25 protein-coding genes and 1 other RNA gene are annotated in these 26,909 nt (G+C 73.1%); 8 read left to right on the forward strand and 18 right to left on the reverse strand.

Translation table 11 applies throughout. The features are described from left to right. The first annotated feature begins 122 nt into the window (after positions 1–122). Positions 123–668 carry a matrixin family metalloprotease gene (locus KMZ30_RS09635; RefSeq protein WP_215512721.1) on the forward strand — a complete coding sequence of 182 codons (546 nt, stop codon included), beginning with the start codon at positions 123–125 and terminating at the stop codon, positions 666–668. 16 nt (positions 669–684) lie between these two features. Next, positions 685–1,251: a hypothetical protein gene (locus tag KMZ30_RS09640; RefSeq protein WP_215512722.1), complete on the forward strand. Its 567-nt coding sequence runs from the start codon at positions 685–687 to the stop codon at positions 1,249–1,251. Positions 1,252–1,299: 48 nt separating this feature from the next. Here KMZ30_RS09640 and KMZ30_RS09645 read toward each other — a convergent pair whose 3' ends face one another. The 5 genes from KMZ30_RS09645 to KMZ30_RS09665 all read right to left on the reverse strand — a co-directional run bounded on the left by KMZ30_RS09645 (position 1,300) and on the right by KMZ30_RS09665 (position 6,404). Then, positions 1,300–1,620: a DUF3039 domain-containing protein gene (locus KMZ30_RS09645; RefSeq protein WP_215512723.1), complete on the reverse strand. Its 321-nt coding sequence runs from the start codon at positions 1,618–1,620 to the stop codon at positions 1,300–1,302. 58 nt (positions 1,621–1,678) lie between these two features. After that, entirely contained in the window at positions 1,679–2,236 is a 558-nt protein-coding gene (locus KMZ30_RS09650; RefSeq protein ID WP_215512724.1) for a YqgE/AlgH family protein, read from the reverse strand. After that, the gene (locus KMZ30_RS09655; protein WP_215512725.1) at positions 2,233–4,377 is read right to left on the reverse strand and encodes a DEAD/DEAH box helicase; all 2,145 of its coding nucleotides are present in this window, start codon (positions 4,375–4,377) and stop codon (positions 2,233–2,235) included. The genes KMZ30_RS09650 and KMZ30_RS09655 overlap by 4 nt, the downstream gene beginning before the upstream one ends. 222 nt (positions 4,378–4,599) lie before the next feature. Next, positions 4,600–4,980: a VanZ family protein gene (locus KMZ30_RS09660; RefSeq protein WP_215512726.1), complete on the reverse strand. Its 381-nt coding sequence runs from the start codon at positions 4,978–4,980 to the stop codon at positions 4,600–4,602. Continuing rightward, positions 4,977–6,404: an NAD-dependent malic enzyme gene (locus KMZ30_RS09665; protein ID WP_215512727.1), complete on the reverse strand. Its 1,428-nt coding sequence runs from the start codon at positions 6,402–6,404 to the stop codon at positions 4,977–4,979. Before KMZ30_RS09665 ends, KMZ30_RS09660 begins: the two co-directional genes overlap by 4 nt. Positions 6,405–6,487: 83 nt before the next feature. Here KMZ30_RS09665 and KMZ30_RS09670 point away from each other — a divergent pair, with 83 nt between their 5' ends. Next, on the forward strand, positions 6,488–7,108 hold the full coding sequence (locus KMZ30_RS09670) for an SIMPL domain-containing protein (protein WP_215512728.1): 621 nt from the start codon (positions 6,488–6,490) through the stop codon (positions 7,106–7,108). Continuing rightward, the gene (locus KMZ30_RS09675) at positions 7,105–7,719 is read left to right on the forward strand and encodes a YgjV family protein (protein WP_215512729.1); all 615 of its coding nucleotides are present in this window, start codon (positions 7,105–7,107) and stop codon (positions 7,717–7,719) included. The genes KMZ30_RS09670 and KMZ30_RS09675 overlap by 4 nt, the downstream gene beginning before the upstream one ends. Positions 7,720–7,794: 75 nt before the next feature. Here the strand turns inward: KMZ30_RS09675 and ssrA are convergent. Next, positions 7,795–8,162, reverse strand: a transfer-messenger RNA (tmRNA) gene (gene ssrA, locus KMZ30_RS09680). Between the two features lie 131 nt (positions 8,163–8,293). After that, a complete protein-coding gene (locus KMZ30_RS09685; RefSeq protein ID WP_215512730.1) occupies positions 8,294–8,890 on the reverse strand; it encodes a hypothetical protein in 597 nt (198 codons plus the stop codon). Positions 8,891–9,051: 161 nt separating this feature from the next. Between KMZ30_RS09685 and KMZ30_RS09690 the strand changes: the two genes are divergently transcribed. Then, a complete protein-coding gene (locus KMZ30_RS09690) occupies positions 9,052–12,435 on the forward strand; it encodes a pyruvate carboxylase (RefSeq protein ID WP_215512862.1) in 3,384 nt (1,127 codons plus the stop codon). Here the strand turns inward: KMZ30_RS09690 and KMZ30_RS09695 are convergent. Beyond that, positions 12,424–13,029 carry a DinB family protein gene (locus tag KMZ30_RS09695; RefSeq protein WP_308279714.1) on the reverse strand — a complete coding sequence of 202 codons (606 nt, stop codon included), beginning with the start codon at positions 13,027–13,029 and terminating at the stop codon, positions 12,424–12,426. The two genes, KMZ30_RS09690 and KMZ30_RS09695, sit on opposite strands and share 12 nt — an antisense overlap. 211 nt (positions 13,030–13,240) lie before the next feature. Here KMZ30_RS09695 and KMZ30_RS09700 point away from each other — a divergent pair, with 211 nt between their 5' ends. Further along, on the forward strand, positions 13,241–13,414 hold the full coding sequence (locus KMZ30_RS09700; RefSeq protein ID WP_215512732.1) for a CsbD family protein: 174 nt from the start codon (positions 13,241–13,243) through the stop codon (positions 13,412–13,414). Positions 13,415–13,510: 96 nt separating this feature from the next. On the opposite strand, the gene KMZ30_RS09705 is transcribed toward KMZ30_RS09700, so the two are convergent. The 5 genes from KMZ30_RS09705 to ftsE form a co-directional block, all read right to left on the reverse strand. Beyond that, the gene (locus KMZ30_RS09705; RefSeq protein ID WP_308284318.1) at positions 13,511–15,481 is read right to left on the reverse strand and encodes a DUF2207 domain-containing protein; all 1,971 of its coding nucleotides are present in this window, start codon (positions 15,479–15,481) and stop codon (positions 13,511–13,513) included. Positions 15,482–15,483: 2 nt separating this feature from the next. Beyond that, entirely contained in the window at positions 15,484–15,975 is a 492-nt protein-coding gene (gene smpB / locus KMZ30_RS09710; protein ID WP_207022730.1) for an SsrA-binding protein SmpB, read from the reverse strand. Positions 15,976–16,045: 70 nt separating this feature from the next. Then, on the reverse strand, positions 16,046–17,425 hold the full coding sequence (locus KMZ30_RS09715; protein ID WP_215512733.1) for a M23 family metallopeptidase: 1,380 nt from the start codon (positions 17,423–17,425) through the stop codon (positions 16,046–16,048). A gap of 138 nt (positions 17,426–17,563) precedes the next feature. Continuing rightward, entirely contained in the window at positions 17,564–18,469 is a 906-nt protein-coding gene (gene ftsX / locus KMZ30_RS09720; protein ID WP_215512734.1) for a permease-like cell division protein FtsX, read from the reverse strand. Position 18,470: 1 nt separating this feature from the next. Next, positions 18,471–19,193, reverse strand: coding sequence for a cell division ATP-binding protein FtsE (gene ftsE, locus KMZ30_RS09725; RefSeq protein ID WP_215512735.1), 723 nt, complete (start codon positions 19,191–19,193; stop codon positions 18,471–18,473). A gap of 299 nt (positions 19,194–19,492) precedes the next feature. Between ftsE and KMZ30_RS09730 the strand changes: the two genes are divergently transcribed. After that, positions 19,493–21,574: a cell wall-binding repeat-containing protein gene (locus tag KMZ30_RS09730; RefSeq protein WP_215512736.1), complete on the forward strand. Its 2,082-nt coding sequence runs from the start codon at positions 19,493–19,495 to the stop codon at positions 21,572–21,574. A gap of 15 nt (positions 21,575–21,589) precedes the next feature. On the opposite strand, the gene KMZ30_RS09735 is transcribed toward KMZ30_RS09730, so the two are convergent. From KMZ30_RS09735 to KMZ30_RS09750, 4 genes are all read right to left on the reverse strand, one after another. Further along, complete coding sequence (locus KMZ30_RS09735; RefSeq protein WP_215512737.1) at positions 21,590–22,114, reverse strand: TY-Chap domain-containing protein; 525 nt, start codon at positions 22,112–22,114, stop codon at positions 21,590–21,592. 4 nt (positions 22,115–22,118) lie between these two features. Beyond that, the gene (gene prfB / locus KMZ30_RS09740; RefSeq protein ID WP_215512738.1) at positions 22,119–23,237 is read right to left on the reverse strand and encodes a peptide chain release factor 2; all 1,119 of its coding nucleotides are present in this window, start codon (positions 23,235–23,237) and stop codon (positions 22,119–22,121) included. Between the two features lie 121 nt (positions 23,238–23,358). After that, positions 23,359–24,771, reverse strand: a complete 1,413-nt coding sequence (locus KMZ30_RS09745) for a GntP family permease (RefSeq protein ID WP_215512739.1) — start codon at positions 24,769–24,771, stop codon at positions 23,359–23,361. Next, a complete protein-coding gene (locus tag KMZ30_RS09750) occupies positions 24,768–25,295 on the reverse strand; it encodes a gluconokinase (RefSeq protein WP_207022725.1) in 528 nt (175 codons plus the stop codon). The genes KMZ30_RS09745 and KMZ30_RS09750 overlap by 4 nt, the downstream gene beginning before the upstream one ends. 155 nt (positions 25,296–25,450) lie before the next feature. On the opposite strand from KMZ30_RS09750, the gene KMZ30_RS09755 reads away from it, so the two are divergent. After that, positions 25,451–26,185, forward strand: coding sequence for a FadR/GntR family transcriptional regulator (locus tag KMZ30_RS09755; RefSeq protein WP_215512740.1), 735 nt, complete (start codon positions 25,451–25,453; stop codon positions 26,183–26,185). A gap of 361 nt (positions 26,186–26,546) precedes the next feature. On the opposite strand, the gene KMZ30_RS09760 is transcribed toward KMZ30_RS09755, so the two are convergent. Then, positions 26,547–26,891, reverse strand: a complete 345-nt coding sequence (locus KMZ30_RS09760; protein WP_215512741.1) for a hypothetical protein — start codon at positions 26,889–26,891, stop codon at positions 26,547–26,549. Between the last annotated feature and the right edge of the window lie 18 nt (positions 26,892–26,909).

Here is a 26,909-nt window from a genome sequence, read left to right on the forward strand (position 1 = left end):
ACTGTCCGGGAAACCGGGTCGGGCTCCGGTGCCAAATTTCGCGCATGGGGAATCAACGAACGGCGTCGGTGGGTATGGGTTTCTTGTGCCGACGGGCTACTGCGTTCATCATAGGTCTGGTCGTGTTGGGAGTGGTGGTCGTGCCCCGGGCTGCGAACGCACTCCCCAGCGACCATAACAACTTGTGCGGCCGATTCCCGGCCAGCACCGAGCCCATCTACTACCGCTTCTCTGCTGTCAGCGACCTCTACCAGACAGTGACTTATGACGGTCGAGAAAGATGGAACCAGAAGGCCACAGACGTCAAGTTCAGGGGCTCTGGGTCGACCTACAACATCTTCATCGAGGATGACTACTATCCCAATCAGTTTTGGGCGTGGGTAGGACCTGATGCCGTGAACGCCACCTGCGGCGGCTCGACGAATGGGCTCTGGAACAACAACCAAGTCCGCCTTCGATACAACGTAGCCACGATGTCGCAGATTGACAATGTGGACAAGTACGTCGTGGCGGCACACGAGCTCGGTCACGCGGCAGGTATGAGCCACCCGACATCCGGCACCTGCCGCACCAATGCATCATTGATGTATCAGGGAACCGAGAAATTCACGTACTGCCGGACCCCATCGGTGCGGGACGTGGATCACCTCAATGCGATGTACTACTAAGATTGGAGCGGGTGGGATGACCCTGCCATCAACAGTAAGGCAGCTCGTAGGTGCTTTTGCGTGCTGCATCCTGATGACGTCCTGCGCGAGCCCGTCGGATACCGGCTCGGGCAATTTGGGCGCCAGCCCTCCGCAGGAGATCGGCGGCGACGCGCCGGTCTATTCTTCGTGGGAGGAAGTCGTCAACGATTCCAAGGCTGTCGTCGTCGGCACCGTGACGGAGGCCCGAGGGACGGTGCCCTCGAAGGAGGGCATAACGTACTCGGTCTTCACCCTGACCGTGGATGACCCGTTGGGATTCGACGCGCCGAGCAAGGTGACCGTCGTCGACTTCGACCGGAGCAAGTACACGTTCGAAACTGACATTCAGCCAGCCATTGATGTGGGGATGACGGGGGTGTTCGCATTGAACACTGCCGACCGAAAGGGGATTTTGGTCTTCCCCGATCTGGGCCCAACGTCTTGGGTAGTGCGGTACCTCCGCGCCGATGGTGACGTATACAGGGACTCTATGGGGAAAATTCCTCCGCTCGACAGCCTCGCAGACGTCGAAGCCTCGGTGCGCGAACAGGTCAAGCGGTAGACGCCTACCGTCAGGAGAGACGCAGCGGTATGGCCGCGTGCAGAAGCTCTAGCTATCTCCCTCGCCCGAATTCCCGGTCTGCCTCATTGACTCGTAGATCTCCTTGCACGTGGGGCAGACCGGGAATCGGTCGGGGTTGCGCCCGGGGATCCAGACCTTGCCGCAGAGGGCCGTCACCGGCTCCCCCGACAGCGCGCTCTCGAGGATCTTCTCCTTGCGGACGTAGTGCGCGAAGCGCTCGTGGTCGCCGGGCTCGGCGACCTCGGGGACGGTCTCGGTGCGCTCGAGGACGGCCGTCTGCGTCTGCGGGCCGTCGGGCTGTCCCTGCGGCGCGTTCGGGTCGCTGGGCGGCGGCATCGTCTCGCTCATGGGCAGCAGGGTACGCGCTCGGCCTGCGGGGCCTCCCGGACGCCGGCGGCCCACGGCGTCAGTTGAGCGAGGGGTCCGGCGGGTAGAGCGCCATCCAGCGCAGCGGCTCGGGCTGGCGGCGCAGGACCCGCTGCCAGAGGTCGGCCGGGTGGTCGGTGAAGGCGTCGGCGCTCTCGGTGTCGACGACGAACCACGACCCCGTCGCGATCTCCTCCTCGAGCTGGCCCGGCGACCACCCGGCGTAGCCCGCGAAGATGCGCAGGCCCGACAGCTCGGGGACGACGAGCGGGGGCGGGGTGTCGAGGTCGACGAGGGCGACGGCCCCGAAGAGCCGCCGCACCCCGGTCGGCTCGGGCGAGTCGCCGGGGACGGCGACCAGCCCGAGCGCGGAGTCCAGCTGGACCGGCCCGCCCTGGAAGAGGGTGGCCGGCCGGCTGGCGTGCTCCTCCCAGCCGGGCAGGACGGAGTCGATGTCGGCGTCGACGGGGCGGTTGAGCACGACGCCCTGCGCCCCGTCGTCGCCGTGGTGCAGCACGAGGACGACGCTGCGGTGGAAGACGCCCTCCTCGATCTGCGGGGTGGCGACGAGGAGGCGCCCGGTGGTGGAGGCGCTCACGCGCCCATTCTGCCCCCGCGACCCTGCGGACGACCGCCGCTGCGACCACCCTGGGGGCGACCGCCGCGCGGACCACCCCGGTGCGGGCCACCGCGGCGCGGGCCGCCCCGGCCCTGCGGCTTGGCCTCGAGCAGCGGGCGCCAGACCTCGTCCGGCACCGGCACGCCGCTCGGGGCGACGCCACCGAGCGCGGAGACGGTCGCGTCGCCCGGCGCCACCTTGGCGACCTGCGCCTCGGCACCGGCCCCCTCGATGATGCGAGTGACCATCTTGCGCTGGTGCGGGAGGGCGAGCATGACGACGGCGCCCTCCTCCCCCGCGCGGGCCGTGCGGCCGGCGCGGTGCAGGTAGTCCTTGTGGTCGGTCGGCGGGTCGACCTGGACGACCATCCCGATGTCGTCGACGTGGATGCCGCGGGCGGCGACGTCGGTGGCGACGAGCACGGGGACTCGGCCGTCGCGGAAGGCGCCGAGGACGCGGTTGCGCACGCCCTGCGACAGACCGCCGTGCAGCGCCGCGGCGAGGACCCCGCGCTCGCGCAGCTCGCGGGCGATGCGCTCGGCCCCGAGCTGGGTGCGGGCGAAGACGACCGTGCGACCGGCACGGGAGCACAGCTCGGCGGTGAGGGTCTTCTTGTCCTGCGGGTCGATGAGGAGCACGTGGTGGCTCATCGTCGTCACCGCGGCCTGGGCGTCGTCGGTCGAGTGGGTGACCGGGTCGACGAGGTACTTCTCCACGAGGGTGTCGACACCGCGGTCGAGCGTGGCCGAGAAGAGCAGGCGCTGCCCGCCCTCGGGCACGGCGTCGAGGATCGCGGTGACCTCGGGCACGAAGCCCATGTCGGCCATGTGGTCGGCCTCGTCGAGGATGGCGACCTCGACCCCGCCGAGCTCGACGGCGCCGCGCTCCATGAGGTCGACGAGCCGGCCCGGCGTCGCGACGAGGAGGTGCACGCCGCGGTTGAGCGCCGAGATCTGGCCCTCGTAGGACAGGCCGCCGGCGACGAGGCGGTGCTTGAGACCGGTCACGTGGACGAACGGCTCGAGCGCGTCGCTGACCTGCATCGCGAGCTCGCGGGTCGGCACGAGCACGAGCGCCCGCGGGCGACGCGGCTCGGGGCGCACACCGTCGGCGAGGCGCGCGATGGTCGGCAGGCCGAAGGCGAGGGTCTTGCCGGAGCCGGTGCGGCCCCGGCCGAGGACGTCGCGGCCCGACAGCGCGTCGGGGATCGTCGCGGCCTGGATCGGGAACGGCTCGGTGATGCCGTCGCGGGCGAGACGCTCGACGAGGCGCTCGGGCAGGCCGAGGGCGGCGAAGCCGTTGTCCTCGGTCACCTCGCGCGGGCCACCGGCCGCGACCGAGCGGTAGGCGGTCCAGGTGTCGGCCTCTGCGCGCTCGGCCTCGGCCTCCTCGAAGCTGCGCGGCGCCTCGTAGCCACGCTGCTCGACGTGTCGGCCCTCGTGGCGGTCGCGCCGCACGGGGTCGGCCACGCGCGGCGACCGCTCACGGAAGGGACGGTCCCCGCGCTCGCGGCGGGGACGCTCGTCGTGGGGACGGTGGACGCGGCGCTCGTCACCGTCGCCGGAGACCCAGCGGCGGGGGCGGTCGTCGCGCTCGAAGCGCTGCGGGCGGTCCTCGCGCTGGAAGCGCGCCGGACGCTCGTCCCGCTGGAAGCGGTCGTCGCGACGCGGACGGTCCTCGCGCTGGAAACGCGCCGGACGCTCGTCCCGCTGGAAGCGGTCGTCCCGACGCGGACGGTCGTCACGCTCGAACCGCTGCGGACGGTCCTCGCGCTGAAAGCGGTCGTCGCGACGCGGACGGTCGTCCCGCTGGAACCGCTGCGGACGGTCCTCGCGCTGGAAGCGCGCCGGACGCTCGTCCCGCTGGAAGCGGTCGTCCCGACGCGGACGGTCCTCGCGCTGGAGGCCCTCGCGACGCTCGCTGCGGGCGGGGCGGTCACCGCGGCGCGGGTCCTCGCGGTCCCAGCGCGGCGAGCGCTCGGCCCGGGGGCGCTTCGTGCGCTCGGTGGTGTCGGTGCTGCGGGCGGACTGGCCGCGGTGCGGCTTCTTGGGGCCCTTCTGGGCCTCCGCCTTCTGGGCAGCGGTCCAACGGGCCTTGGGCCCGGATGCCTTCTTGGGCATGGGTGATTCACCTTCGTGGTTCGTCGGTTCGGTTGACAGACACGTCGTCAACCGGTGGCGAACCAGCACGGACAACGAGCCTCGGGGCCGTCTGTGGCCCTGGGTGGCCGGTTCGACCTCGCGGTGTCACCGGCGGACCGGGTGGGAGTGGTGTGGAGCGGCCCGCACTCTGCGGGCATCGGCGCGGCCAGGCGCCGGGCCACCTCGGTCAAGAGGTCCAGTCTACCAGCGCGCGGGGGCGCTCCCGGCCACGCGCCGACGGGCGAGGGTCACGCCGAGGAGCGCCCCGAGCGCGACACCGGTGAGGTCGGCGACCGCGTCGAGGGGGTCACCGCTGCGCGCCGGCAGGAGCGTGGCCTGCACGACCTCGCTGAGGACGGCGTGCGCCGCGAAGACCCCGGCGGCCCAGCGGACCCGGACCCCGGCCAGCACGGCGAGGGCCACCGGGACGAGGAAGACCGTGAGGTGGACCACCTTGTCGGCGTGCGGGAACGGGTCGACGCCCGGCGCCCGCGGGACGTAGAGGACGACGAGCTGGACGATCGTCGCGGCCAGGGCCAGCGCCCCGGCCACACGGCCGGGGCGCGGGGGCGCCGCGGTCACGCGTCGGGGTCGTCGTGGACGCCCTCGACGACCTCGACGGCACGGCGCACGGCGTCGGCGACGGTGCTCGTGACGTCCGGGTGGAAGACGCTCGGGATGATGTACGTCGCGTTGAGCTCCTCCTCCGTCACGACGCCCGCGAGGGCGTCGGCCGCGGCGAGGAGCACCTCCATCGTCACGTGGCTGCTCGCGGCGTCGATGAGCCCGCGGAAGACGCCGGGGAAGACGAGCACGTTGTTGATCTGGTTCGCGAAGTCCGAGCGACCGGTCGCGACGACGGCGGCGTGCCGGGCGGCGATCTCGGGGTCGATCTCGGGCACCGGGTTCGCCATCGCGAAGACGACCGAGCCGGGGGCCATCGAGGCGACGGCCTCCTCCGAGAGGATGTTCGGGGCCGAGACGCCGAGGAAGACGTCGGCGTCTCGGACCGCGTCGGCGAGGGAGCCGCTGATGTCGTCGGGGTTGGTGTGCTCGGCGATCCACGCGTGGTTCGGGTGGTCGCCGGAGAGGACGTCGGCGCGGTCGCGGTGGACGACCCCGTCGACGTCGGCGACGACGACGTGGCGCGCCCCGGCGTGGAGCATGAGCTTGAGGATGGCGGTGCCGGCCGCCCCGGCACCGCTCATCACGAGGCGGACGTCCTCGAGCCGCTTGCCGACGACGCGCAGGGCGTTGCGGAGCGCGGCGAGCGCGACGATCGCCGTGCCGTGCTGGTCGTCGTGGAAGACCGGGATGTCGAGCTCCTCGCGCAGGCGCGCCTCGACCTCGAAGCAGCGCGGCGCCGAGATGTCCTCGAGGTTGATGCCGGCGAACCCGGGGGCGATGGCCTTGACCGTGCGGATGATCTCGTCGACGTCGGTGGTGTCGAGGCAGATCGGGAAGGCGTCGATGTCGGCGAAGCGCTTGAACAGGGCCGCCTTGCCCTCCATGACGGGCAGCGCCGCGAGCGGGCCGATGTCGCCGAGCCCGAGCACCGCCGTGCCGTCGGTGACGACCGCCACGGTGTTGCGCTTGATCGTCAGGCGGCGGGCGTCGGCCGGGTTGTCGGCGATCGCCATGCAGACACGGGCGACGCCCGGCGTGTAGATGAGCGAGAGGTCGTCACGGGTGCGGATCGGCACCTTCGACTCCACGGTCAGCTTGCCGCCGAGGTGCATGAGGAAGGTGCGGTCCGAGACCTTGCCGATCTCCACGCCCTCGACCGTGCGCATGACCGCGACGATCTCGTCGGCGTGGTCGACGTCGCGCGTGAGCATCGTGAGGTCGACCCGCATCCGCGCGTGGCCCGAGCCGGTGACGTCGAGGCCGGTGACGACCCCGCCCGCCTTCTCGATGAGGCTCGTCATCTCGCTGACCGCGGTGGGCCGGGCGGGCAGGACGAGGCGGACGGTGACGCTGTTGGCGATGGAGGGCGCGGCGGGCATGCGGTCGATCTAACCGCGTACCGGCAGGTATCCCGAATCGGGGTCCGTGGTGCGGTCGCCCCCGCGCCGCTAGCGTGACCCGCATGTCGGACCACGTGGACGTGACCGGCACCGGCAGCGCCGGTGCACCGCCCGACGTCGTCGTCCTCGACGTGCGGGTGCACGTCGACGGCCCCGACGTCGCCTCCGCGCTCTCCGGCCTCTCCGACCGGCTCGCCGCCGCGGTCGCCGCGGCCGACGACCACGGGGTGCGTGACGCCGACCGGCGCACGACCGGGATGGGTGTGTCCCCGCGCTGGGACCGTGAGGGGCAGGGCGTGGTGGGGTACACGGCGCACCAGTCGCTGCGCCTGCGCGTGCTCGACCGCGCCCGGGCCGGCGACGTCATCGCGGCGCTCGCCGGCGCGGCCGGTGACGCCCTGGCCGTCGACGGGGTCTCGCTCGAGGTGGCCGACCCCGCTCCCCTGCTCGTGCGCGCGCGGGACGCAGCGTTCGCCGACGCGCAGGAGCGGGCCCGGCAGTGGGCCCGCCTCGCCGGCCGCCCGCTCGGGCCGGTGCTGCGCGTGCGCGAGGCCCCGGTGGGCGGCCCGGCGCCGATGCCCAAGGCGCGCTTCGCCGCGGCCGACGCGGGCGTCCCCCTCGAGGGCGGCGAGTCGGTCGTCGGGGTCGAGGTGCAGCTGCGCTTCGCGCTGGGCGAGCCGTGACCTGGGTCGACGCGCTCGGCTGGTTCGGGTCCGCGCTGCTCGTCTTCTCGCTGCTCCAGGCCCGCATCCTGCGGCTGCGCGTGCTCAACACGGTCGCCTGCGTCATCCTCGTCGTCTTCAACGCGGTGCTCGGGGTCTGGCCGATGGTCGCGATGAACGTCGTCCTCGCCGGCATCAACCTGTGGTTCATCGTCCGGATGCTCCGGGACCGGGGCGACGAGCGGGCCTTCGCCGTCGTCCCGGTGCGCGAGGACGACGGCTACCTGCTGCACGTCCTGCACCTGTGGTCCGGCGACCTCGCGCGCTTCTTCCCCGCGTTCACCGCCGGGACGGACCCGTCGCGCTCGACGTGGCTCGTGCAGCACGGCGACGAGACGGCGGGCGTCATCGTCGTCCGCGACGTGGGTGACGGCACCGCCGAGGTCGAGCTCGACTACGTGACACCGCGGTTCCGCGACTTCGCGCCGGGTGAGTTCGTCTTCCGTCGGTCCGGCCTCTTCCACGAGCTCGGGGTGCGCCGCGTGCTCACCGCACCCGGGATGGTCGCGCCGTACTACGACCGGCTCGGCTTCACCCGCGAGGGCGACCGCTTCCGGCTCGACCTCGGCTGAGCCCCGGGCGTGGACGACCCGGGCCCTCGGAACGAGGGCCCGGGTCGTCTGCGGGGCAGGCGTGGGAGTGCGCCGTGGTGGAGGTGGCGGGAATCGAACCCGCGTCCACTGACGGGAGACCAGGGCTTCTCCGGGTGCAGTGCGCTGTGGATTTTCTCGGCCCCGGGGCTCGCGCGCACACGTTCCCCGACAGGCCCAGCCGAGTGGGAGTCCCGCGTCGCCCCTCGGCGTGACGACGCAGCAAGATCTCTAGATGACGCTGGTTACTGAGCCGAGATCATGCTCAGGCCAACGGACTTCGGGCTCGCTCAGGCGGCGAGGGCGAAGTCGGTGCGCTTGGAATCGGCACCTATTGGTTTGCACGGAGCGTTTGACGAGATGACCGTGCCTCCTCGACCCGCTTCCCACTGGACATCCGACCAATGTCGAAACCGATCACCCCCCTGAGGGGAGCACTCCCACGCTGTTGAGTTGTCACCGGCGACCGAGGTCGCCGCACCGCCAGTATGCCGTGCAACGACGACAGCCCCAACCCGATTCCCCTCCGGGCCGCCCCGCGGGCCCGCGGGCGGCGTCAGGAGGCCGGAACCGCGGGGTCGGCGGCGGCCGAGGGCTCGGGGGTGGGCTCGCCCGCCCCCGAGCTCGGGGCGCCGCCGGTCGGGTCGGCCGTGGCCGGGTCGCCGGTGGCCGTCGGCGAGGGCTCGGGGCTGGAGGGGTCCGTCGAGGGGGACGGCGAGGGGGTCGGGGTGTCCGTCGGCGTCGGGGACGGCGAACGCACCGGCAGCGGGCGGATCCAGGGGTTCGTGCGGTTGACGAACGGCGGGGGCGGGGGCGGAGCCGTCGTCGAGGACGTCGTCGGCGGCGCGGACGACGTCGTGGTCGGGGACGCGGTGGCCTCCGGGAGCGGCGCCGTGGTGGTCGCCGACGGGTCCGACGACGACGGGGCCTCGGACGAGGACGGCTCGGGCGTCGGGCTGGGCTCCCGGGAGGGAGCGGGCGACGACGGCGCCGGGGAGGTGCTCGGTGCCGGCCGGCCGTCGAGCGCCGAGAGCCCACCGGGCTGCAGGGCGACCATCCCGACGACGGCGGCGACACCCGCGCAGGCGGCAGCGACCACCTGCAGCACGCCGACGCGTGCGGAGGTGGGTGCACCCCTGCGGTACCCCTGCACGACAGACAGGCTAAGCGCAACCGGAACGCATCCGGGACATCCGAACGGTCGATGCGAGGAGCGTGTCGATGTGCAGGCGCGGCTCCGTGGACGTCCGGGCCCCGGTGTGGCGCTCGTCACTAGGGTGGTCGGTGCCGCTCCCCGACGCCCGGAGGTCCGCCGTGTTCCAGAAGATCCTCGTCGCCAACCGCGGGGAGATCGCCGTCCGCGCGTTCCGTGCCGCCACCGAGCTGGGCGCGAAGACCGTCGCCGTCTTCCCGCACGAGGACCGCACGTCCGAGCACCGGCTCAAGGCGGACGAGTCCTACGAGATCGGCGAGGTCGGCCACCCGGTCCGCGCCTACCTCGACCACGCGAACATCGTCCGGGTCGCCGTCGAGTGCGGCGCCGACGCCGTGTACCCCGGGTACGGCTTCCTGTCGGAGAACCCGGACCTCGCCGAGGCGTGCGAGGCCGCCGGCATCACCTTCATCGGCCCGCCGGCCTCCGCGCTGCACCTCGCGGGCAACAAGGCCAGGGCGATCGCCGCTGCCCGGGAGGCGGGGCTGCCGACGCTGCGCGGCGCCGAGCCGACGACCGACCTCGACGCGCTCGCGGCCGCCGCCGAGGACATCGGCTTCCCGGTCTTCGTCAAGGCCGTCTCCGGGGGCGGCGGGCGCGGGATGCGCCGGGTCGACGACCGGGCGCAGCTGCGGGACTCGCTGGAGGCCGCCCAGCGCGAGGCCGACGCCGCGTTCGGCGACCCGACGCTCTACCTCGAGGAGGCCGTGGTCCGGCCGCGGCACATCGAGGTCCAGGTGCTCGCGGACGCCACCGGCACCGTCCTGCACCTCTTCGAGCGCGACTGCTCGGTGCAGCGCCGCCACCAGAAGGTCGTCGAGATCGCGCCGGCTCCGAACCTCGACCCCGAGGTCCGCGCGAGCATGTGCGCCGACGCCGTGCGCTTCGCCGAGACCATCGGCTACCGCAACGCCGGCACCGTCGAGTTCCTCCTCGGCGAGGACGGCCGCTACGTCTTCATCGAGATGAACCCGCGGATCCAGGTCGAGCACACCGTGACCGAGGAGGTCACCGACATCGACCTCGTCGTCTCGCAGATGCGGATCGCCGCGGGCGAGACCCTCGAGGACCTCGGGCTGCGCCAGGAGGACATCCGCACCCGTGGCGCCGCGCTGCAGTGCCGCATCACGACCGAGGACCCGGCCAACGGCTTCCGTCCGGACGCCGGCCAGATCACCGTCTACCGCTCGGCCGGCGGCGGCGGCGTGCGCCTCGACGGCGGCACCGTGTTCGTCGGCGCCCAGGTCAGCCCGCACTTCGACTCGATGCTCGTCAAGCTCACGTGCCGCGGCAGCGACTTCGGCGTGGCCGTCCGGCGCGCGCGACGGGCGTTGGCTGAGTTCCGGATCCGAGGCGTCTCGACGAACATCCCCTTCCTCGAGGCCGTCCTCGCCGACCCCGTCTTCCAGCGCGGCGAGGCGACGACCGGCTTCATCGACGAGCGGCCCGAGCTCCTCGAGGCGCGGATGGGCGGCGACCGCGGCACCAAGCTGCTGCAGTACCTCGCGGACGTCAGCGTCAACCAGCCGCACGGTCCCGCGACCACCCACCTCAAGCCGCGCACGAAGCTGCCGCCGCTCGACACCGACGCGCCCCTGCCCCCCGGCACCCGTGACCTGCTGCTGCGGGTCGGTCCCGCCGAGTTCGCGCGGCAGCTGCGCGAGCGCACCGACGTGCCGGTCACGGACACCACCTTCCGCGACGCCCACCAGTCGCTGCTGGCCACCCGGATGCGCACGCGCGACCTGCTGCACGTCGCCGGCCACGTCGCCCGCACCACCCCGCAGCTGCTCTCGATGGAGGCGTGGGGCGGGGCCACCTACGACGTCGCGCTGCGCTTCCTCCACGAGGACCCGTGGGAGCGTCTGGCCCTGCTGCGCGAGGCGATGCCGAACATCCCGCTCCAGATGCTGCTGCGCGGGCGCAACACGGTCGGCTACACGCCGTACCCGACGAAGGTCACCGACGCGTTCGTCCACGAGGCCGCCCGCACCGGCCTCGACGTCTTCCGGATCTTCGACTCGCTCAACGACGTCTCGCAGATGCGCCCCGCGGTCGAGGCGGTGCTCGACACCGGGACCGCGGTCGCCGAGGTCGCCCTCTGCTACACCGGCAACCTCATGGACCCGGGCGAGCGGCTCTACACGCTCGACTACTACCTGCGCCTCGCCGAGGAGATCGTCGGCACCGGCGCGCACGTCCTCGCGATCAAGGACATGGCCGGGCTGCTGCGGGCGCCGGCGGCCCGGCGCCTCGTGACGGCGCTGCGCGAGAACTTCGACCTGCCGGTCCACCTGCACACGCACGACACCGCGGGCGGGCAGGTCGGCACGCTGCTCGCCGCCATCGACGCGGGGGTCGACGCGGTCGACGCCGCGACGGCGACGATGTCCGGGACGACCAGCCAGCCGAGCCTCTCCGCCCTCGTCGCGGCGACCGACGGCACCGAGCGCGAGACCGGCCTCGACATCGACGCCGTCTTCGCGCTCGAGCCCTACTGGGAGGCCGTGCGCCGGCTCTACGCGCCGTTCGAGTCCGGGCTCGCCTCCCCCACCGGCCGCGTCTACTTCCACGAGATCCCCGGCGGCCAGCTGTCGAACCTGCGCCAGCAGGCGATCGCGCTCGGGCTCGGCGACCGCTTCGAGGACGTCGAGGACATGTACGCCGCCGCCGACCGCATCCTCGGGCACCTCGTCAAGGTGACGCCGAGCAGCAAGGTCGTCGGCGACCTCGCGCTCGCCCTCGTCGGCGCCGGCGCGGACCCGGCGGACTTCGAGGAGAACCCGACCCGCTACGACATCCCGGACTCGGTCATCGGCTTCCTCGGCGGCGAGCTCGGCGACCCGCCCGGGGGCTGGCCCGAGCCGTTCCGGACCAAGGCGCTCCAGGGCCGCACCCCCAAGCCGCGCGTCACCGAGCTGACGCCCGAGCAGGAGGAGGCGCTCGTCACCGACACCCGGCGCACCCTCAACCAGCTGCTCTTCCCGGGGCCGACGCGCGAGTTCGAGGAGACCCGCGAGCTCTACGGCGACCTGTCGGTCCTCGGCACGATCGAGTTCCTCCACGGCCTGGAGCACGGCCAGGAGTACGAAGCCGAGATCGAGGCCGGCAAGCGGCTCCTCCTCGGCATCAGCTCGATCGGCGACCCGGACCGGCAGGGGATGCGCACCGTCATGTGCACCCTCAACGGCCAGTTCCGCCCGGTCCAGGTGCGCGACCGCTCGGTCGAGGTGGCGACCAAGGCCGCCGAGAAGGCCGATCCCGGGACGCCCGGCCACGTCGCGGCCCCCTTCGCCGGCGTCGTCACCCCGGTCGTCGCCGAGGGAGACACCGTCGAGGCGGGCGGCGTCGTCGCGACGATCGAGGCGATGAAGATGGAGGCGAGCATCACCTCGCCGACGGGCGGCACCGTCGAGCGGCTGGCCATCTCCGGGCACCAGCAGGTCGAGGGCGGTGACCTCGTCCTCGTCGTGTCACCCGGCTGAGCCGCGCTCCTCCCCTCGGCCGTCGAGGACGTCGAGGTCGCGCAGGGCGTAGCGCAGGTGCTCCCACTCCTCCTCGAGGACGGTGTGGAGGCAGGACCGCACGGTCTCCGGGTACCGGGGCGCCCACGGGTTGGCGCGGGTCGCGTCGAGCTCGTCGGCGGTCGTCTCCGCGAGGAGGCCGCGCACGAGGGCCGTGCGGTCCGCCCGGACCGCGAGCACCTCGGACCACGTCGGCGTGCCCGGGGCGAAGACCGACGGGTCGTGGCCGTCCGCGGCGTACTCGGCGTTCGGCATCCCCAGCGGGTGCCAGGGCCGCTCGACCCCGAGCACGGCGCCCCGCACCCAGGTGTCGGTGGCCATGACGAGGTGCCGCACCGTCTCGGCGAAGGACCACTCCCCGTCGACGGAGGCGTCGAGCGTTCCCTCGAGCAGCCAGGGCGCGTCGATCTCCGCCCCGGCCACGTCGACCGCCCGCAGGACGGCGCCGGAGAGGTCGCAGCGGACGAACCGCGCGCCGCGCAGGTCCTCGTCCGCGAAGCGCGCCGGAGGCTCGTCGTGCTCCGTGGAGGTGTCGGGCGACTCGCTGGAGGTCACGGCGGGAGCATCCCACGACGGCACGCGCGGCGTCCCGTCGGCGGGCGGCGGAGGGTGCCGGCGAGAGGCCGCGACCTGCGGCGTCGAATGTTCGTCGAAAGTTTGTCGCGTCGAAAGCCCCACGGGCGGTCGAGCGTGCATAGCGTGGGACCCATCAGCGCGGTGCGTTCCTGGCGGGGCGTGCTGCACCCCGTAGCGAAGGGAGCACCCCATGGGTCTCGGAGACAAGATCGAGAACATGAAGGACGACGTCGTCGGCAAGGCCAAGGAGGCCACCGGCAAGGCGACCGACAACGAGCGCCTCGAGGCCGAGGGCCGCGGGGACCAGGCGAAGTCGGACGTCAAGCAGGCCGGCGAGAACGTCAAGGACGCCTTCAAGCACTGACACAGGGCTCCCGGGCTCACGGGTCGGGGAACCACGACGGGCCGCTCCCTCGGGGGGCGGCCCGTCCGTCGTGCGGGGCCGACCCGGCCGGCCGCGCTACCAGCTGCCGCCGGAGGATCCCCCGCCACCGCCGCCGCTGAAGCCGCCTCCCCCGCTGAAGCCCGAGGACCCGGACGAGCCCGGGGTGGAGACGAGGGTCCCGGCGGCGACGGTCGAGAACGAGTCCATGCTCGAGGCGACGTCGCGGAAACCACCGTCCCCCCAGGAGCCGACGTACCAGAGCGGGCTGACGACGGTGTGCCCGGCGGCGGCCGCTGCGGCGGCGACCTCCTCGAACACCGCGGCCCACCGGTCGGCGAGCCCGAAGACGATGGCGTAGGGCAGGAACCGGCTGAAGAGGTCCTGCGCCTCCTCCCACCGGATCTGGTTCGCTTCGGCCGTCGCGAGGTAGCGCTCGAACCCCTTCGAGCGGGCGAGGACGGCCGAGCCCTCGGCGGTCCGGGCCGCCATCCGCCGCCCGAGCGCGCGCGTCACGAGGCCGCCGACGACGAGCCCACCCGCGAGCACCCAGACGGGGCTGACCGGCAGGCCGGAGTCGGCGAACAGACCCGACGCGGGTCCGGCGAGGAAGAAGCCTCCGAGCACCCCGACGCCCACGAGCACGCTGCCGAGCGCCATCCAGCCCGAGCGCTGCGCCTGCGGGCTGCGACGGAACCAGCCGCGCTCGACGACCTCCTCGTACATGAGCCGCTGGACGGCGTCGACGGTGGGCTTGAAGCGGTTCTTCAGCGACGAGAGCGCGACCTGGTCGCCGGCGGCGAAGAGCGACTCGTGGAGGAGCTGCTCGTACGGCGTGAGGGGGACGCTGCCCGCGGGGGGCGTGGTCCGGGTCAGGAGCCAGTCGTCGGATCGGAGGGCGCCCCGCTCCTCACGCCCGATGCGCAGGTGGCCGCGCACCGCGAGGTCGATGATGGTCGCGGTGACGTCGACGAGCCCGGCCTCCTCGTCGAGCACCGTCCCGACCAGACCGGGCTGGACGCCCTCCGGCGGCGTGAACTGCACGGCCACGGTGGGCGCGGGCCCGCCGACGACGACCGGCGCGGTCTCGCCGGCCCCCGGCGAGAGGCCCGGCGTCAGGCCGGCGTAGCGCTCGTCGCGCCCGCGGCGCCACACGAGCAGCCCCATGAGGGTGCCGGCGGCCAGCGGGACGAGCAGCCCGCCCCCGGTGGCGAGCAGCCCGAGGGTGCGGGCGGTGGCCGGGGTCACCGTGCTGCCCCCGGTGCTGCCGACGTCGCCCTCGCGCAGGTCGGGCGTGAGGTCGCCGAACGCCTCGCGCGGGAACGAGGCGACCACGGAGGCTCCCTCCTCGGCCGCGAGGTCGGGCACCGTGTACTCGGCGCTGGTCCCGGGGGTCGCGGAGCACGGGTCGGTCGAGCCGTACGGCCCGTGGAAGCACGCCGCGCGGGTGACGTCGGCGGGGCCGGTGACCGTCGCGCGCACGTCGTGCTGCGGGAAGGAGCTCGCCGTGCTGACGACGTCGTAGTAGACCTCGGCGGTGCCGTCGCCGATGTCGTTGACGAGGTGGGCGAGGCGGTAGCGCACCACGTAGCGCGCGGTGCCGCTGACCGTCTCGGACGGGCTGCCGATCCGGATCCGGCGGTCCGCGCCGTAGTCCTCGACCGTGATGTCGGTGGGCGCACCCGTCGGCGAGGTGACCTCGATGCCGGACAGCTCGTAGTAGCGGTACTGCGTCTCGCTGTCGCGGTAGCCCGCGCGGACCCGGACGAGGCGGTAGATGCCGTGCCGGTCCTCCCCCTCCGGGAAGCGCCAGGTGATGTCCTCGGTGACGACGACGCTGCCGTCCTCCTGCGCCTCGATGCTCGTGTGCAGCGAGTCGGCCTGCTCCTGCGCCGGCAGGGCGGCCGGTGCGGCGCCGCCCCAGGCACCGACGCGCTCGGGTGCTCGCGCCCCCGGAGCGGCGGCCGCCGCGGGGGCGGAGGCGGTGAGCGCGGCGAGGCAGGCCAGCAGGAGGAGGAGCGCGGCCCGCACCCCGCCGCGGCGGGGCACCGTCAGTCCTCGCCGCGCCGCCGGGCGGCGATGGCCCGTTCGGCCTCGCGGTTGTCCTGCCGCTCGCGCAGCGCCTGCCGCTTGTCGTAGGCCCGCTTGCCCTTGACGACCGCGATCTCGACCTTCGCGCGGCCCTCCTTGAAGTACAGGCTGAGCGGGACGACCGAGTAGCCGGACTCGCGCGTCGCCTGGGCGATCTTGTCGAGCTCGCGGCGGTGCAGGAGGAGCTTGCGGCGCCGGCGCGGCGTGTGGTTGGTCCACGTCCCGTTCACGTACTCGGGGATGTGGACGCCCTCGAGCCAGAGCTCCTCGTCGCGGTCGAAGCCGGCCCAGCCGTCGACGAGCGAGGCCCGGCCCATCCGCAGCGCCTTGACCTCGGTGCCCATGAGGACCATGCCGGCCTCGTAGGTGTCCTCGACGAGGTAGTCGTGGCGCGCCTTGCGGTTGCTCGCCACGAGCTTCGTCCCGGGGGTCCGCCCCTTGTCCTTCGCCACGGTCAGGAGGCTACCCGCCCGGGTGGCACCGGCTCACGGCGATTCCCGCCGGCGCCGGTCGCGCGGCCGGTCAGCCGAGGTTGTTGAGCCACTTGCGGGGGTCGACGAACGCACCGTCCTGGAGGGTCTCGAAGTGCAGGTGGCACCCCGTGGACGTGCCCGTCGTCCCGCTGTACGCGATGAGCTGGCCGCGGCTCACCGAGCCGCCCTGCACGACGAAGGACGTGAGGTGGTTGTACGTCGACGCGAGCCCGACGCCGCGCTCGAGGCCGTGGTCGATGACGATGCGGTTGCCGTAGCCGCCACCCCAGCCTGCCGAGATGACGGTGCCGGACGCCGCCGCGTAGACCGGCGTGCCGCAGCCGACCGCGTAGTCGCGACCGGAGTGCAGCTTCCAGTAGTGGTAGATCGGGTGGAACCGCTGGCCGAACTCGGAGCTGACCCAGCCGGTGCGCACGGGGCGCGAGAGCACACCGGAGCCGGTGGAGGAGCCTCCACCGCCGGAGCCGCCCCCCGAGGTCGACCCCCCGCCCGAGGACCCGCCGGAGGAACCGCCACCCTTGTTCTGCTCGGCACGCTTCTTGGCCTCCGCGGCGGCCCGGGCCCGGGCCTCGGCCGCGCGGCGGGCGAGGACGGCGCTCAGCCGGTCCTGCTCGGCCTTCATCTCGGCGAGCTGCTTCTTGTCGGCGGCGAGCTCGTCGCGGAAGTCGATGGCCTGACCGCGCTGGGCCGTCACGAGCGACTCGAGGTCGAGCTGCGCCTGCTGCGCGGAGGCCCGCGCGGCCTCCGCCTTCTTCAGGGCGGCGGCGGCGGCCTTCTGCTTGCGGGCGGAGTCGACGCGCAGGGCGCTCACGTGGTCCTCGAGCGCGGTGAGGCCCGCCTGCTCGCTCGTCAGGCGCTGCATCGTCGCGTTCTGGACGTCGAGGACGGTGTCGACCATCGCGAGCCGGTCGGCGAACTGCTGGGGCTGGGTGCTCGAGAGGGCGACGTCGAGCTGGCCGAACCCCTGCTGCTGGTAGACCTGCGAGGCGAACTGGGCGAGGCGCTTGCGCCCGGCGGCGACGGCCTTGGTCGAGGCCTGGAGGTCGGCGGCGGCCTTGGCCTCGTTGGCCTTCGCGACCTCGAGGTCCTGGGCGGCCTTCGCCTCGGCGGCGTCCGCGGCGTCCGCCGCCGAGCGCGCCTTCTCGAGGGCGCTGCGGGCGGCGGGCAGCTTGTCCTCGGTCGCGTGCAGCTTCTTGTACGCCGAGCGCAGGGCGTCGGTGGAGTCCTCGACCTGGTTGACGAGGTCGTCCACCTTGCGGTCGACCTGCCGCTTCTGCGCCCCGGGGTCGGGGGCGGCCGGCGCCGCGGGGGCCACCGCGAGCACGAGCGCGCTCGAGCACGTCATCGCCGCGGCGAGCCCGAGGAGGCGGCGCGTGCGGGGGCCGCGGAGGCCGTCAGGTCGTCCCATGATCACCATTGGTAACACGAACCACACCGGCTTGCACAGTCGACGGGCACATCGCCCCGGCCTCGCGCGCCGAGCGGGCATCAGGCGTCTCTCACCGCCCAGCGCCCCGCACGAGGGGTCCGTGCAGGTCGGGCCGGGTCAGACGCGCAGGTAGCGCCGCAGGGTGACGACGCTCGTGCCGACCGCGATGAGCACGACACCGCCGAGCATCCACGGCGCGAGCAGCCACACGTCGGAGGTGCCGATGAACGCCTGCGACAGCGCGATCTGGCTGGCGCCCTCGGTGAAGACGTACTGCGTGAGCCCGATGAGCAGGCCGACGGCGAGCAGCACCCCGACGGCCGAGACGATGACCATCTCGGAGATGAACGGCGCGCGGATGGTCCAGTTCGAGGCGCCGACGAGCCGCATGATGCCGATCTCGCGGCGCCGGATGAACGCCGCCTGCCGGATGGTCGTCGCCATGAGCAGCGCGGCACAGGCGGCCATGAGCGCCGCGAGGAAGACGGCGAAGACCGTGATCCAGTTGATGATCGTGAAGAACTTCGACAGGACCTTCTCCTGGTCCTGCACCGTCGCGACCCCCGGGGCGTCCTCGAACTGCGTCGTGACGTTCTTGAACTTCGTGGGGTCGTCGAGCTGCACGCGCAGGCTCGGCGGCAGGTCCCCGACCTGGACGTTGCCGGCGATCGGGCTGTTGCGGAACTGCTCCTTGAAGCGCTGGAAGGCCTGCTGCTCGGACTCGTAGAAGACCTGCTTGACCTCGGGCAGCGCCTCGAGCTGGTCCTGGAGGGCCGTGCGCTGGGCGTCGGTCGCGGCCTTGCCCTCGCAGTTGGGCGCGAGCGCGTTGGCGTTGCACAGGTAGATCGACACCTGGATGCGGTCGTACCAGTAGCCCTTCATCGTGTCCGCCTGGCGCTGGGCCAGCAGGCCGAGGCCGAGGAGGAACATCGCGACCATCGTCACGAGCACGACGGAGACCGCCATCGAGACGTTGCGGCGCAGTCCGGAGCCGACCTCCGAGGCGAGGAAGCGCATCTGCATCTCAGGCCTCCCCGTCCGTCGTCACCACGGGCAGCTCCACCGTCTGGTGGTAGTTGCCCTCCCGCTCGTCACGCACGACGTGGCCGTCGGCGAGCTGGAGGACCCGCTTGCGCAGCGCGTTGACGATGTCGTGGTCGTGCGTCGCCATGACGATCGTCGTCCCCGTCCGGTTGATGCGGTCCAGGAGACGGACGATCTCGAGGCTGATGGCCTGGTCGAGGTTGCCCGTGGGCTCGTCGCACAGGAGGATCTGCGGCCGGTTGACGACGGCGCGCGCGATGGCGACGCGCTGCTGCTCGCCACCGGAGAGCTGGTGCGGGAAGCGCTTCTCCTTGCCGGCCAGCCCGACCATCTCGAGGGTCTCGGGCACGAGCTGGCGGATGGCGTGGCGCGGCTTGCCGATGACCTGGAGCGCGTAGGCCACGTTCTCGTGCACCGTCTTGTTCGGCAGGAGCCGGAAGTCCTGGAAGACGGCGCCCATCTCGCGGCGCAGCCGGGGCACCTGGCGGGTCGACAGCTTGCGCAGGTCGTGGCCCGCGACGAGCACGACGCCCTCGGTGGCGGCCTCCTCGCGCAGGGCCAGGCGCAGCATCGTCGACTTGCCGGACCCGGAGGGCCCGACGACGAAGACGAACTCGCCGCGGTCGATGTCGACGTCGACGCCGTCCAGAGCCGGCCGGGTGGAGCGCGGGTAGACCTTCGTGACGTTCTCGAAGCGGATCATGCGGTGGTCAGGGCCTCAGGGCTCGGGGGCAGGGGGCCGCGGACGGACCACGGCACCCTCGAGGATAGGTCGACTCCCCGCGCGCGCCGGTCAGCCCACGCCCGTCGGCGGGTCCCGGCGCGTCGGCGCCTCCCGGGGTGGCTCCCCCGACCGGCCCCGATCCCTCCGATCGCAGGACCCCGGACCGTCACCGGAGTTACAGTCCCCGTGTCCCGGGCCTCCTGACCCCGGGGCACGGGTCCGCGCGCAGGGGCGTCCGGATGCGGGCCCTCACCTCTGTCGTCAGTGAGGACGTCTCCATGCACCGCACCTTCGGCCCGGCCGTCGCCGCCGCCGCCCTGACCGCTCTCGTCGTCTCCTCCGGGGGGACGGCGTCGGCCGGCGAACCCGCCGGACGCACCGACCCGGCGCCGGTCGCCACGACGCCGGCCGACCACCACGCCTTCGTCCGGGCCCTGCACCGGGCCCGGGCCACCGACGCGCGCTCCGCGCTCGCCGCCGTGCTCACGCCTCCCCCGCCGCCGGCCGCCCTCTGGGTCTCGGACGGCGTCGGCACCACCCGGGTGTCGTTCAAGGACGCCAACGGCGCGGTCGGGACGACCTCGCCCCGGACCGACCGCACCGACGTCGCCGTCGGGCCGGCCGGCGACACGATGGCCTACCGCGCGGGGGGCCTGGTCAAGGTCGAGCCCCTGCCGCTCGGCACCGGACCGGTCGTCGACCACCCGGCCTCGAACGCACCCGTGGCGTGGGGCCCGGCCGGGGACGCCTTCGCGCTGACGACCGACGCCGGGCTCTTCGCCCAGTCGACCAACCCCGACTACCGGATCCCCTTCGACAGCCCGACCGACGCGACGTCGCCGGCCGTCAGCCCGTACGGGGGCGAGCTCTTCCTCCACACGGGCAGCGGCGCCACCTCGGACATCACCGGGATCGCCGCCCCGTTCATCGGCACCTTCAGCGGCTCGGGCACCCACGTGCTCGGGCTGTCGGCCTACCGTCCCGAGGCCCCCGGCGTCGGCCAGGAGCCGGGCACCGGCATCGTCCCCGGCGCCAACGACGGGGCGACCTACCTTGCCTTCGAGGGCGTCGGCCCCGGCGGCTCGGGCGCCCGCCTCTACGTCGACCACCAGGACACGTCGGGCTCCCCCGACACCACGGGGTACGGCACCCCGGTCGCCGTCGCCGACGTCGGGACCCTCTGCGGGGTCGCCGCGCCGGTCTTCTCCCCGGACCGCACCTGGCTCGCGTACGTCCGGCCGAACGGCCCCGTCGGCAACGAGTGCTCCAGCTTCCAGGTGCGCCTCCACAAGGCCGACTCCAGCGGCCGCTACTCGGACGTCGGCGCGGACACGCTCCTGGCGTCGCCGGCGACGAAGCCGACGCTGCTCTCCTTCGAGCCGAGGAACCCCGCGGCGGACCCCTACCGGATCGACGGCGCGAACCGCTACGAGGTCTCGGCGAACACCGCCGCCTTCTACGACCCCGCGACGAGCGAGGCGGCGGTCGTGGCCGGGGCGTACGCCGAGGCCGACGCGCTCGCCGGCGGCCCGCTCGCCACGGAGAACCAAGGCCCCCTCCTGCTCACCGACTCGCGGGCCCTGCGCCCGGAGACCGCCCTGGCGCTCACCGACAGCCTGGCCAAGGGCAAGAAGGTCTACATCCTCGGGTCCACGACGACGGTCCCGGCGTCGATCGAGAGCGCGATCCGGGCCCTCGGGTACTCGACCCAGCGGATCGGCGGCGCCAACCGGTTCGAGGTCGCGGTCAACGTCGCCAAGGAGATGGACCGCCTCCGCGGCGGCAACGGCGGCGCGCAGCCGCCCACGGCGGCGTTCGTCTCCTCCGGCTGGGCCTTCGCCGACGCGCTCGTCGCCGGTCCCCCCGCGACCGCGTACGACGCGCCGATCCTCCTCACCAACGGCTCGAAGCTGCCCGACGTCGTCCGGACCTACCTCGGGACGCTCGCGCCGACCGCGTCGATCTTCGCGATCGGCGGCTCGGGCAAGGACGCGGTCGTCGGGGACTCCCGGACCGAGGTCGTCGACGGCGCCAACCGCTACGAGGTCGCCGCCAACGTGGCCCAGCGCTTCTTCGCCGGCTGGTGGGTGCTGGCCCTCGCCGACGGGCGCAACTGGCCCGACGCCGCGTCGGCCGGCTCGCTCATGGGCCTGTACGGCCAGCCGATCCTCCTGACCAACGGCAAGACCACGCTGCCGGCCGGGACCGAGGCGCAGATCCGCCAGACCGAGGAGTCGATCGACAACGTGCTCGTCTTCGGCGGCACCCCCTCGGTGCCGCAGGGCGCGATGGACACCGGCCGGCGTCTGGCCGGCAACCAGACCTCCTACTACGGGCCCGCGTTCACGACGGAGCAGTAGCGGGTCGGGACCGCCTCAGGCGGTGTCGTGACGGACGGCGGGGAGCCCGGAGGCGGGCGACCCGCCGTCCGGCGTCACGCCGAGCACGTCGCGGAAGGTGGCGGCGACGACGGTCGCCGCGCGGCGCGCGTCCGCCTCGGGCAGGAACGGCCCGCTGGGGACGTCGTCGGGCCAGAAGCGCAGGTAGTCCTTGCCGTCGGCCGCGGTCGGCACGTGCCACCCGGCGGCGAGGATGCGCTCCTCCTCCTCGCGGGTCCACGGGAACGCGCCGCCGGCCCGCTGGGGGCCGGCCCAGTGGCCGCGCAGGTGGTCCTCGGCGCGCACGAGGCGCACGAAGGGGGCCACGGGGCGGCGTCCACCACCGAGCAGCCAGCGCAGCCGGGAGCCGCTGCGGGCCATCCGCTCGTGCCCCGGCGGGGCGGTGACGGTGAGCGAGGCGCCGTCGTCGAGGCCGCGCACGGCGGCGACCAGGTCGTCGGTCCAGGGGCCCCAGGCGGGGTCGAGCGCGTCGGTCATCGGCGGGCGGGGGTCGGCGGGCACGGCGTCAGCCCTGCGCGTCGGCCTTCTCCTGGGCCTTGCGCCAGCGGATGCCGGCCTCGATGAAGCCGTCGATGTCGCCGTCGAAGACGCCCGAGGTGTTGCCGACCTCGTGCTCGGTGCGCAGGTCCTTGACCATCTGGTACGGGTGCAGGACGTAGGAGCGCATCTGCTCGCCCCAGCTCGCCTTGATGTCGCCGGCGAGCTCCTTGCGCTCGGCGGCCTCCTCGGCCTTCTTGATGAGCAGGAGGCGCGACTGCATGACCCGCAGCGCGGCGGCGCGGTTCTGGATCTGCGACTTCTCGTTCTGCATCGAGACGACGGTGCCGGTGGGGATGTGTGTCATCCGGACCGCGGAGTCGGTCGTGTTGACCGACTGGCCGCCGGGGCCGCTGGAGCGGAAGACGTCGATCTTCAGCTCGTTCTCGGGGATGTCGATGCTGTCGGTGCCCTCGATGAGCGGCACGACCTCGACGGCGGCGAAGCTCGTCTGGCGGCGGCCCTGGTTGTCGAAGGGGCTGATCCGGACGAGGCGGTGGGTGCCGCCCTCGACCGAGAGGTTGCCGTAGGCGTAGGGCACGTCGACCTCGAAGGTGGCCGACTTCAGGCCGGCCTCCTCCGCGTAGGAGGTGTCCATCACCTTGGTCGGGTAGCCGTGGCGCTCGGCCCAGCGCAGGTACATGCGCATGAGCATCTCGGCGAAGTCGGCGGCGTCGACGCCCCCGGCGCCCGCGCGGATGGTGACGACGGCGGCGCGCTCGTCGTACTCGCCGGAGAGCAGGGTGCGGACCTCGAGCTCGCCGACGGCCTTGCGGACCTTGACGAGCTCGCGCTCGGCCTCGGCGAGGGTGTCGGCGTCGTCCTCCTCCTGGCCCATCTCGACGAGGGCCTCGAGGTCGTCGATGCGCGCGTCCATCCCGACGACGCGGTCGTGCTCGGCCTTGGCGCGGGAGAGACCGGAGGTCACCTGCTGGGCGCGCTCCTGGTCGTCCCAGAGGGACGGCTCGGCGGCCTGCTGCTCGTACTCGGCGATCTGCTGCTCGAGGGCGGTGAGGTCGGTGACCTCCCGGACCGACGCCATCGTGCTGCGCAGGTCCTTGATCTCCTGGGTGAAGTCGGTGGCCACGAGGGGTCAGCCTACGCGAGCGGGGCTCGGGGCCCCGACGCGCCGGGTCGCGCGGACCGGACGCACGGCACGGCCCGCACCGGTGGGGTGCGGGCCGTGTCGGGTGGCGGTGGTGCGTCGGTCAGACGACGAGCCCCAGGAGGAGCACGACGACGAGACCGGTGACCGAGAGCAGCGTCTCCATCGCCGACCACGACTTGAACGTCTGGCCGACCGAGAGGCCGAAGTACTCCTTGACGAGCCAGAAGCCGGCGTCGTTGACGTGGCTGAAGAACACCGAGCCGGCGCCGATCGCGAGCACGAGCAGCGACACCTGCGCTGCCGGCAGCCCGGTGGCCAGCGGGGCGAGGATGCCCGACGCGGTGACCGTGGCGACGGTGGCGGAGCCGGTCGCGAGGCGGATGAGGACCGCGACCACCCAGGCCAGGAGCAGGACCGAGATGCCGCTGCTGCGCACCCAGTCGGCGACGAGCTCACCGATGCCGGTGTCGACGAGGGTCTGCTTGAAGCCACCACCGGCGGCGACGATGAGGATGATGCCGGCGATCGGGGGCAGCGAGCCCTCGAGGCTCGTGCTGATCTCCTTCATGCCCATGCCGGCGCCGCGGCCGAGGGTGGCCATCCCGACGAGGACGGCGATGAGGAGCGCGATGACCGGGGTGCCGATGAAGTCGAGGGCGGAGCGCAGGGCGGTGCCCTCGCTGCTGAAGATGTCGGCGAGCGCCTTGCCCATCATGAGGACGACGGGGGTGAGGACGGCGAACATCGTCAGGCCGAAGGAGGGCCGGCGCTCGCGGGAGCCGCGCTCGTCGTCGTCGCCGGTGCCGAACATGGCGGGCGGGGGCACGTCGACCCAGCGGCCGGCGAGCTTGGCGAACAGCGGCCCGGAGACGGCGATCGTCGGGATGGCGACGATGACGCCGAACATCAGGGTGAGGCCGAGGTTGGCCTTGAGGGCGTCGATGGCGACGAGCGGGCCGGGGTGCGGCGGCACGAGGCCGTGCATCGCGGAGAGGCCGGCGAGGGCGGGGATGCCGACGCGGACCACTGAGACCTGGGCGCGGCGGGCGACGAGGTAGATGACCGGCATGAGGAGCACGAGGCCGATCTCGAAGAACATCGGCAGGCCGATGATCGCGCCGACCGCGGCCATCGCCCACGGGAGGGTGCGCTCGGAGGAGCGGCCGATGAGGGTGTCGACGATCTCGTCGGCGCCGCCGGAGTCGGCGAGCAGCTTGCCGAACATCGCGCCGAGGGCGATGAGCGTGCCGACGCCCGCCGCAGTGGAGCCGAAGCCCTTGGTGAAGGAGTCGACGACGTCGCCCATCGCGACCCCGGCGACGGCGCCGACGGTCAGCGAGCCGAGGGTCAGGCCGAGGAAGGGGTGGAGCTTGAAGCGGGTGATGAGCACGACGATGACGGCGATGCCGAGCAGCGCGGCGGGGATGAGCCGGCTCGCGGGGATGCTCTGTGTCGCGCCGTCGGCGGCGGTGAGGGCCGGGAACAGCAGCCCGTGGAGGTCGGTGGTCGTCATCGGAGGGAACCGTCCTTCGGGGCGAGGATCTGGAGGGACTGCTCGACGAGGTCGTCGACGGGGGCGCTGACGTCGAGCGCGGTGCCGAGCTCGTCGGCCTGGAGGGGCTCGAGCGTCGCGAACTGGCTGTCGACGAGGGCCGCCGGCATGAAGTGACCGGGGCGGCCGGCCATCCGCGCGGCGATGACGTCGCGGTCGCCGTGGAGGTGGAGGAAGAAGGTCTGCGTCGCCTGCTCGCGGAGCAGGTCGCGGTAGGAGCGCTTCAGGGCCGAGCAGGAGACGACTCCCCCGGCCTCTGCGTGCGCGTCGAGCCAGGCGGCGATGGTCCGCAGCCAGGGCTCGCGGTCGTCGTCGGTGAGGGGGACGCCGGCGGACATCTTCGCGACGTTCTCCGGCGGGTGGAAGTCGTCGGCGTCCGCGAAGGGCACCCGGAGCCGCTGGGCGAGCGCAGCACCCACGGTCGTCTTGCCGGATCCGGACACCCCCATCACGACGACGAGGGGGGACGGGCTGGTGGTGGTCATGCTGCGCGACTCCTGTGTCGGCGGGCCCTCGACGCCGAGGGCGGGTCGTCGCACAGCATGCGCCTTTAAGTCTGCTTTATCAACCCCTGAGCCTGAGAAAGTCTCATCAGTCACGTCGGGCAGGCGCATACATCGGCGTCTGGCACCCTTGCCGCATGGCCACGCCTCCCCGGTCCGACCCGGGCCGCCGCCCGCCCACGCCGGGCCTGCACGCCGGGGTGCTCGACGCCCTCGGCGCCGAGATCGTGTCGGGGGCGGCGCCGGAGGGCTCGGTGCTGCGCATCGACCGGCTCGACGAGCGCTTCGGTGTCTCGCGCTCGGTCGTGCGCGAGGCGGTGCGGGTGCTGTCGGCGATGGGCCTGGTCGAGACCCGGCGGCGGGTCGGTGTGCTCGTGCAGCCGCGCTCGGCGTGGAACGTCTTCGACCCCACCGTCATCCGCTGGCGCCTGGACGGCCCGGGTCGCGAGGAGCAGCTGCTCTCGCTCGGCGAGCTGCGGCGCGGGATCGAGCCGGTGGCCGCGGCACTGGCCGCCGCGCGCGCGACCGGCGAGCAGTGCGCCCGGATGGCCGCCGCCGTCATGGAGATGCAGGTGCAGGCCAAGGCCCAGGACCTCGTCGCCTACCTCGCGGCGGATCAGCAGTTCCACCGGGCGCTGCTCGAGGCCTCCGGCAACGAGATGCTCGCGGCCCTCTCCGGGGTCGTCGACGAGGTCCTCGCCGGCCGCACCCACCACGACCTCATGCCCGCCCGCCCCAACCCCGAGGCCATCCGGCTGCACTCCGAGGTGGCGCAGGCCATCGGGGCCGGGGACGCGGTGGCCGCGTCCGCGGCGATGGCGGCGATCATCGACGAGGCGAGCGCCGCCCTCCGAGCCACCACCGACGACTGACCCTCCCCCTTCCCCGATCCCCCGCCCACCCTGCCCCCACCCGGGCCTTTCCCGACTTCTTGCGAGTTCCGCCGGTCGACACGCCCGCGAACGGCGTGTCCGGCGGCGGAACTCGCAATCAGTGGGGTGGAGGCGGACCGGAAAGAACTCTTCTGCGGATGTATCAGGGCGCGGGGGCGTGTCTCCTTCCCCTCGACGGCGGGCAGCAGGGGCTCGCCGGTCGGCCGCTCGCAGGGTCCGCGGAACGGGGACACAGGCGTTCGACGTGGTCCACCGCATCGGTGCGCAGGGGCGCCGGCGTCGTGGACGGGCGGGGTGGTCGGGAGCAGGGCCCGGCCGCCCCGCTGCGTCGCGCCCGATGTCAGTCGAGCGGCAGCAGGTGGTGGCGGTCGCCGGCCTCGAGGTGGCCGCGGACCGCGTCGCTGCTGCCGTCGGACAGGAGGCTGCGCCGGCTGCGGCTGGAGAGCAGGCTGCGGTCGCTGCGCTCGGAGAGGGCCGAGAACATCGACATGCTCGAGAACGCCGACGCGAGGCTCATCGAGGAGCCGAGGCTGAGCACGGACGCGAACGACCCGACGCTCGCGATGCTCAGCACGGAGCCGACGCTGCCGACGGACAGGATGCTGCCGCGCGAGCCGATGGACAGGAAGCTGTCGGTCGAGCGGATGCACCATCGGCCGCGCAACCGGGCGGGGAGATCGGGCACGTCACCGACGCTACGCCC

Source organism: Phycicoccus mangrovi, assembly GCF_018729305.1.
Taxonomy (GTDB): Bacteria; Actinomycetota; Actinomycetes; order Actinomycetales; family Dermatophilaceae; genus Phycicoccus; species Phycicoccus jejuensis.

Coding starts and splice junctions, on each gene's coding strand:
- KMZ30_RS09640 (WP_215512722.1), top strand. CDS start 685: ATGACCCTGCCATCAACAGTAAGGCAGCTCGTAGGTGCTTTTGCGTGC.
- KMZ30_RS09645 (WP_215512723.1), bottom strand. CDS start 1,620: ATGAGCGAGACGATGCCGCCGCCCAGCGACCCGAACGCGCCGCAGGGA.
- KMZ30_RS09655 (WP_215512725.1), bottom strand. CDS start 4,377: ATGCCCAAGAAGGCATCCGGGCCCAAGGCCCGTTGGACCGCTGCCCAG.
- KMZ30_RS09665 (WP_215512727.1), bottom strand. CDS start 6,404: ATGCCCGCCGCGCCCTCCATCGCCAACAGCGTCACCGTCCGCCTCGTC.
- KMZ30_RS09670 (WP_215512728.1), top strand. CDS start 6,488: ATGTCGGACCACGTGGACGTGACCGGCACCGGCAGCGCCGGTGCACCG.
- KMZ30_RS09700 (WP_215512732.1), top strand. CDS start 13,241: ATGGGTCTCGGAGACAAGATCGAGAACATGAAGGACGACGTCGTCGGC.
- KMZ30_RS09715 (WP_215512733.1), bottom strand. CDS start 17,425: ATGGGACGACCTGACGGCCTCCGCGGCCCCCGCACGCGCCGCCTCCTC.
- ftsX (WP_215512734.1), bottom strand. CDS start 18,469: ATGCAGATGCGCTTCCTCGCCTCGGAGGTCGGCTCCGGACTGCGCCGC.
- ftsE (WP_215512735.1), bottom strand. CDS start 19,193: ATGATCCGCTTCGAGAACGTCACGAAGGTCTACCCGCGCTCCACCCGG.
- KMZ30_RS09730 (WP_215512736.1), top strand. CDS start 19,493: ATGCACCGCACCTTCGGCCCGGCCGTCGCCGCCGCCGCCCTGACCGCT.
- KMZ30_RS09745 (WP_215512739.1), bottom strand. CDS start 24,771: ATGACGACCACCGACCTCCACGGGCTGCTGTTCCCGGCCCTCACCGCC.
- KMZ30_RS09750 (WP_207022725.1), bottom strand. CDS start 25,295: ATGACCACCACCAGCCCGTCCCCCCTCGTCGTCGTGATGGGGGTGTCC.
- KMZ30_RS09755 (WP_215512740.1), top strand. CDS start 25,451: ATGGCCACGCCTCCCCGGTCCGACCCGGGCCGCCGCCCGCCCACGCCG.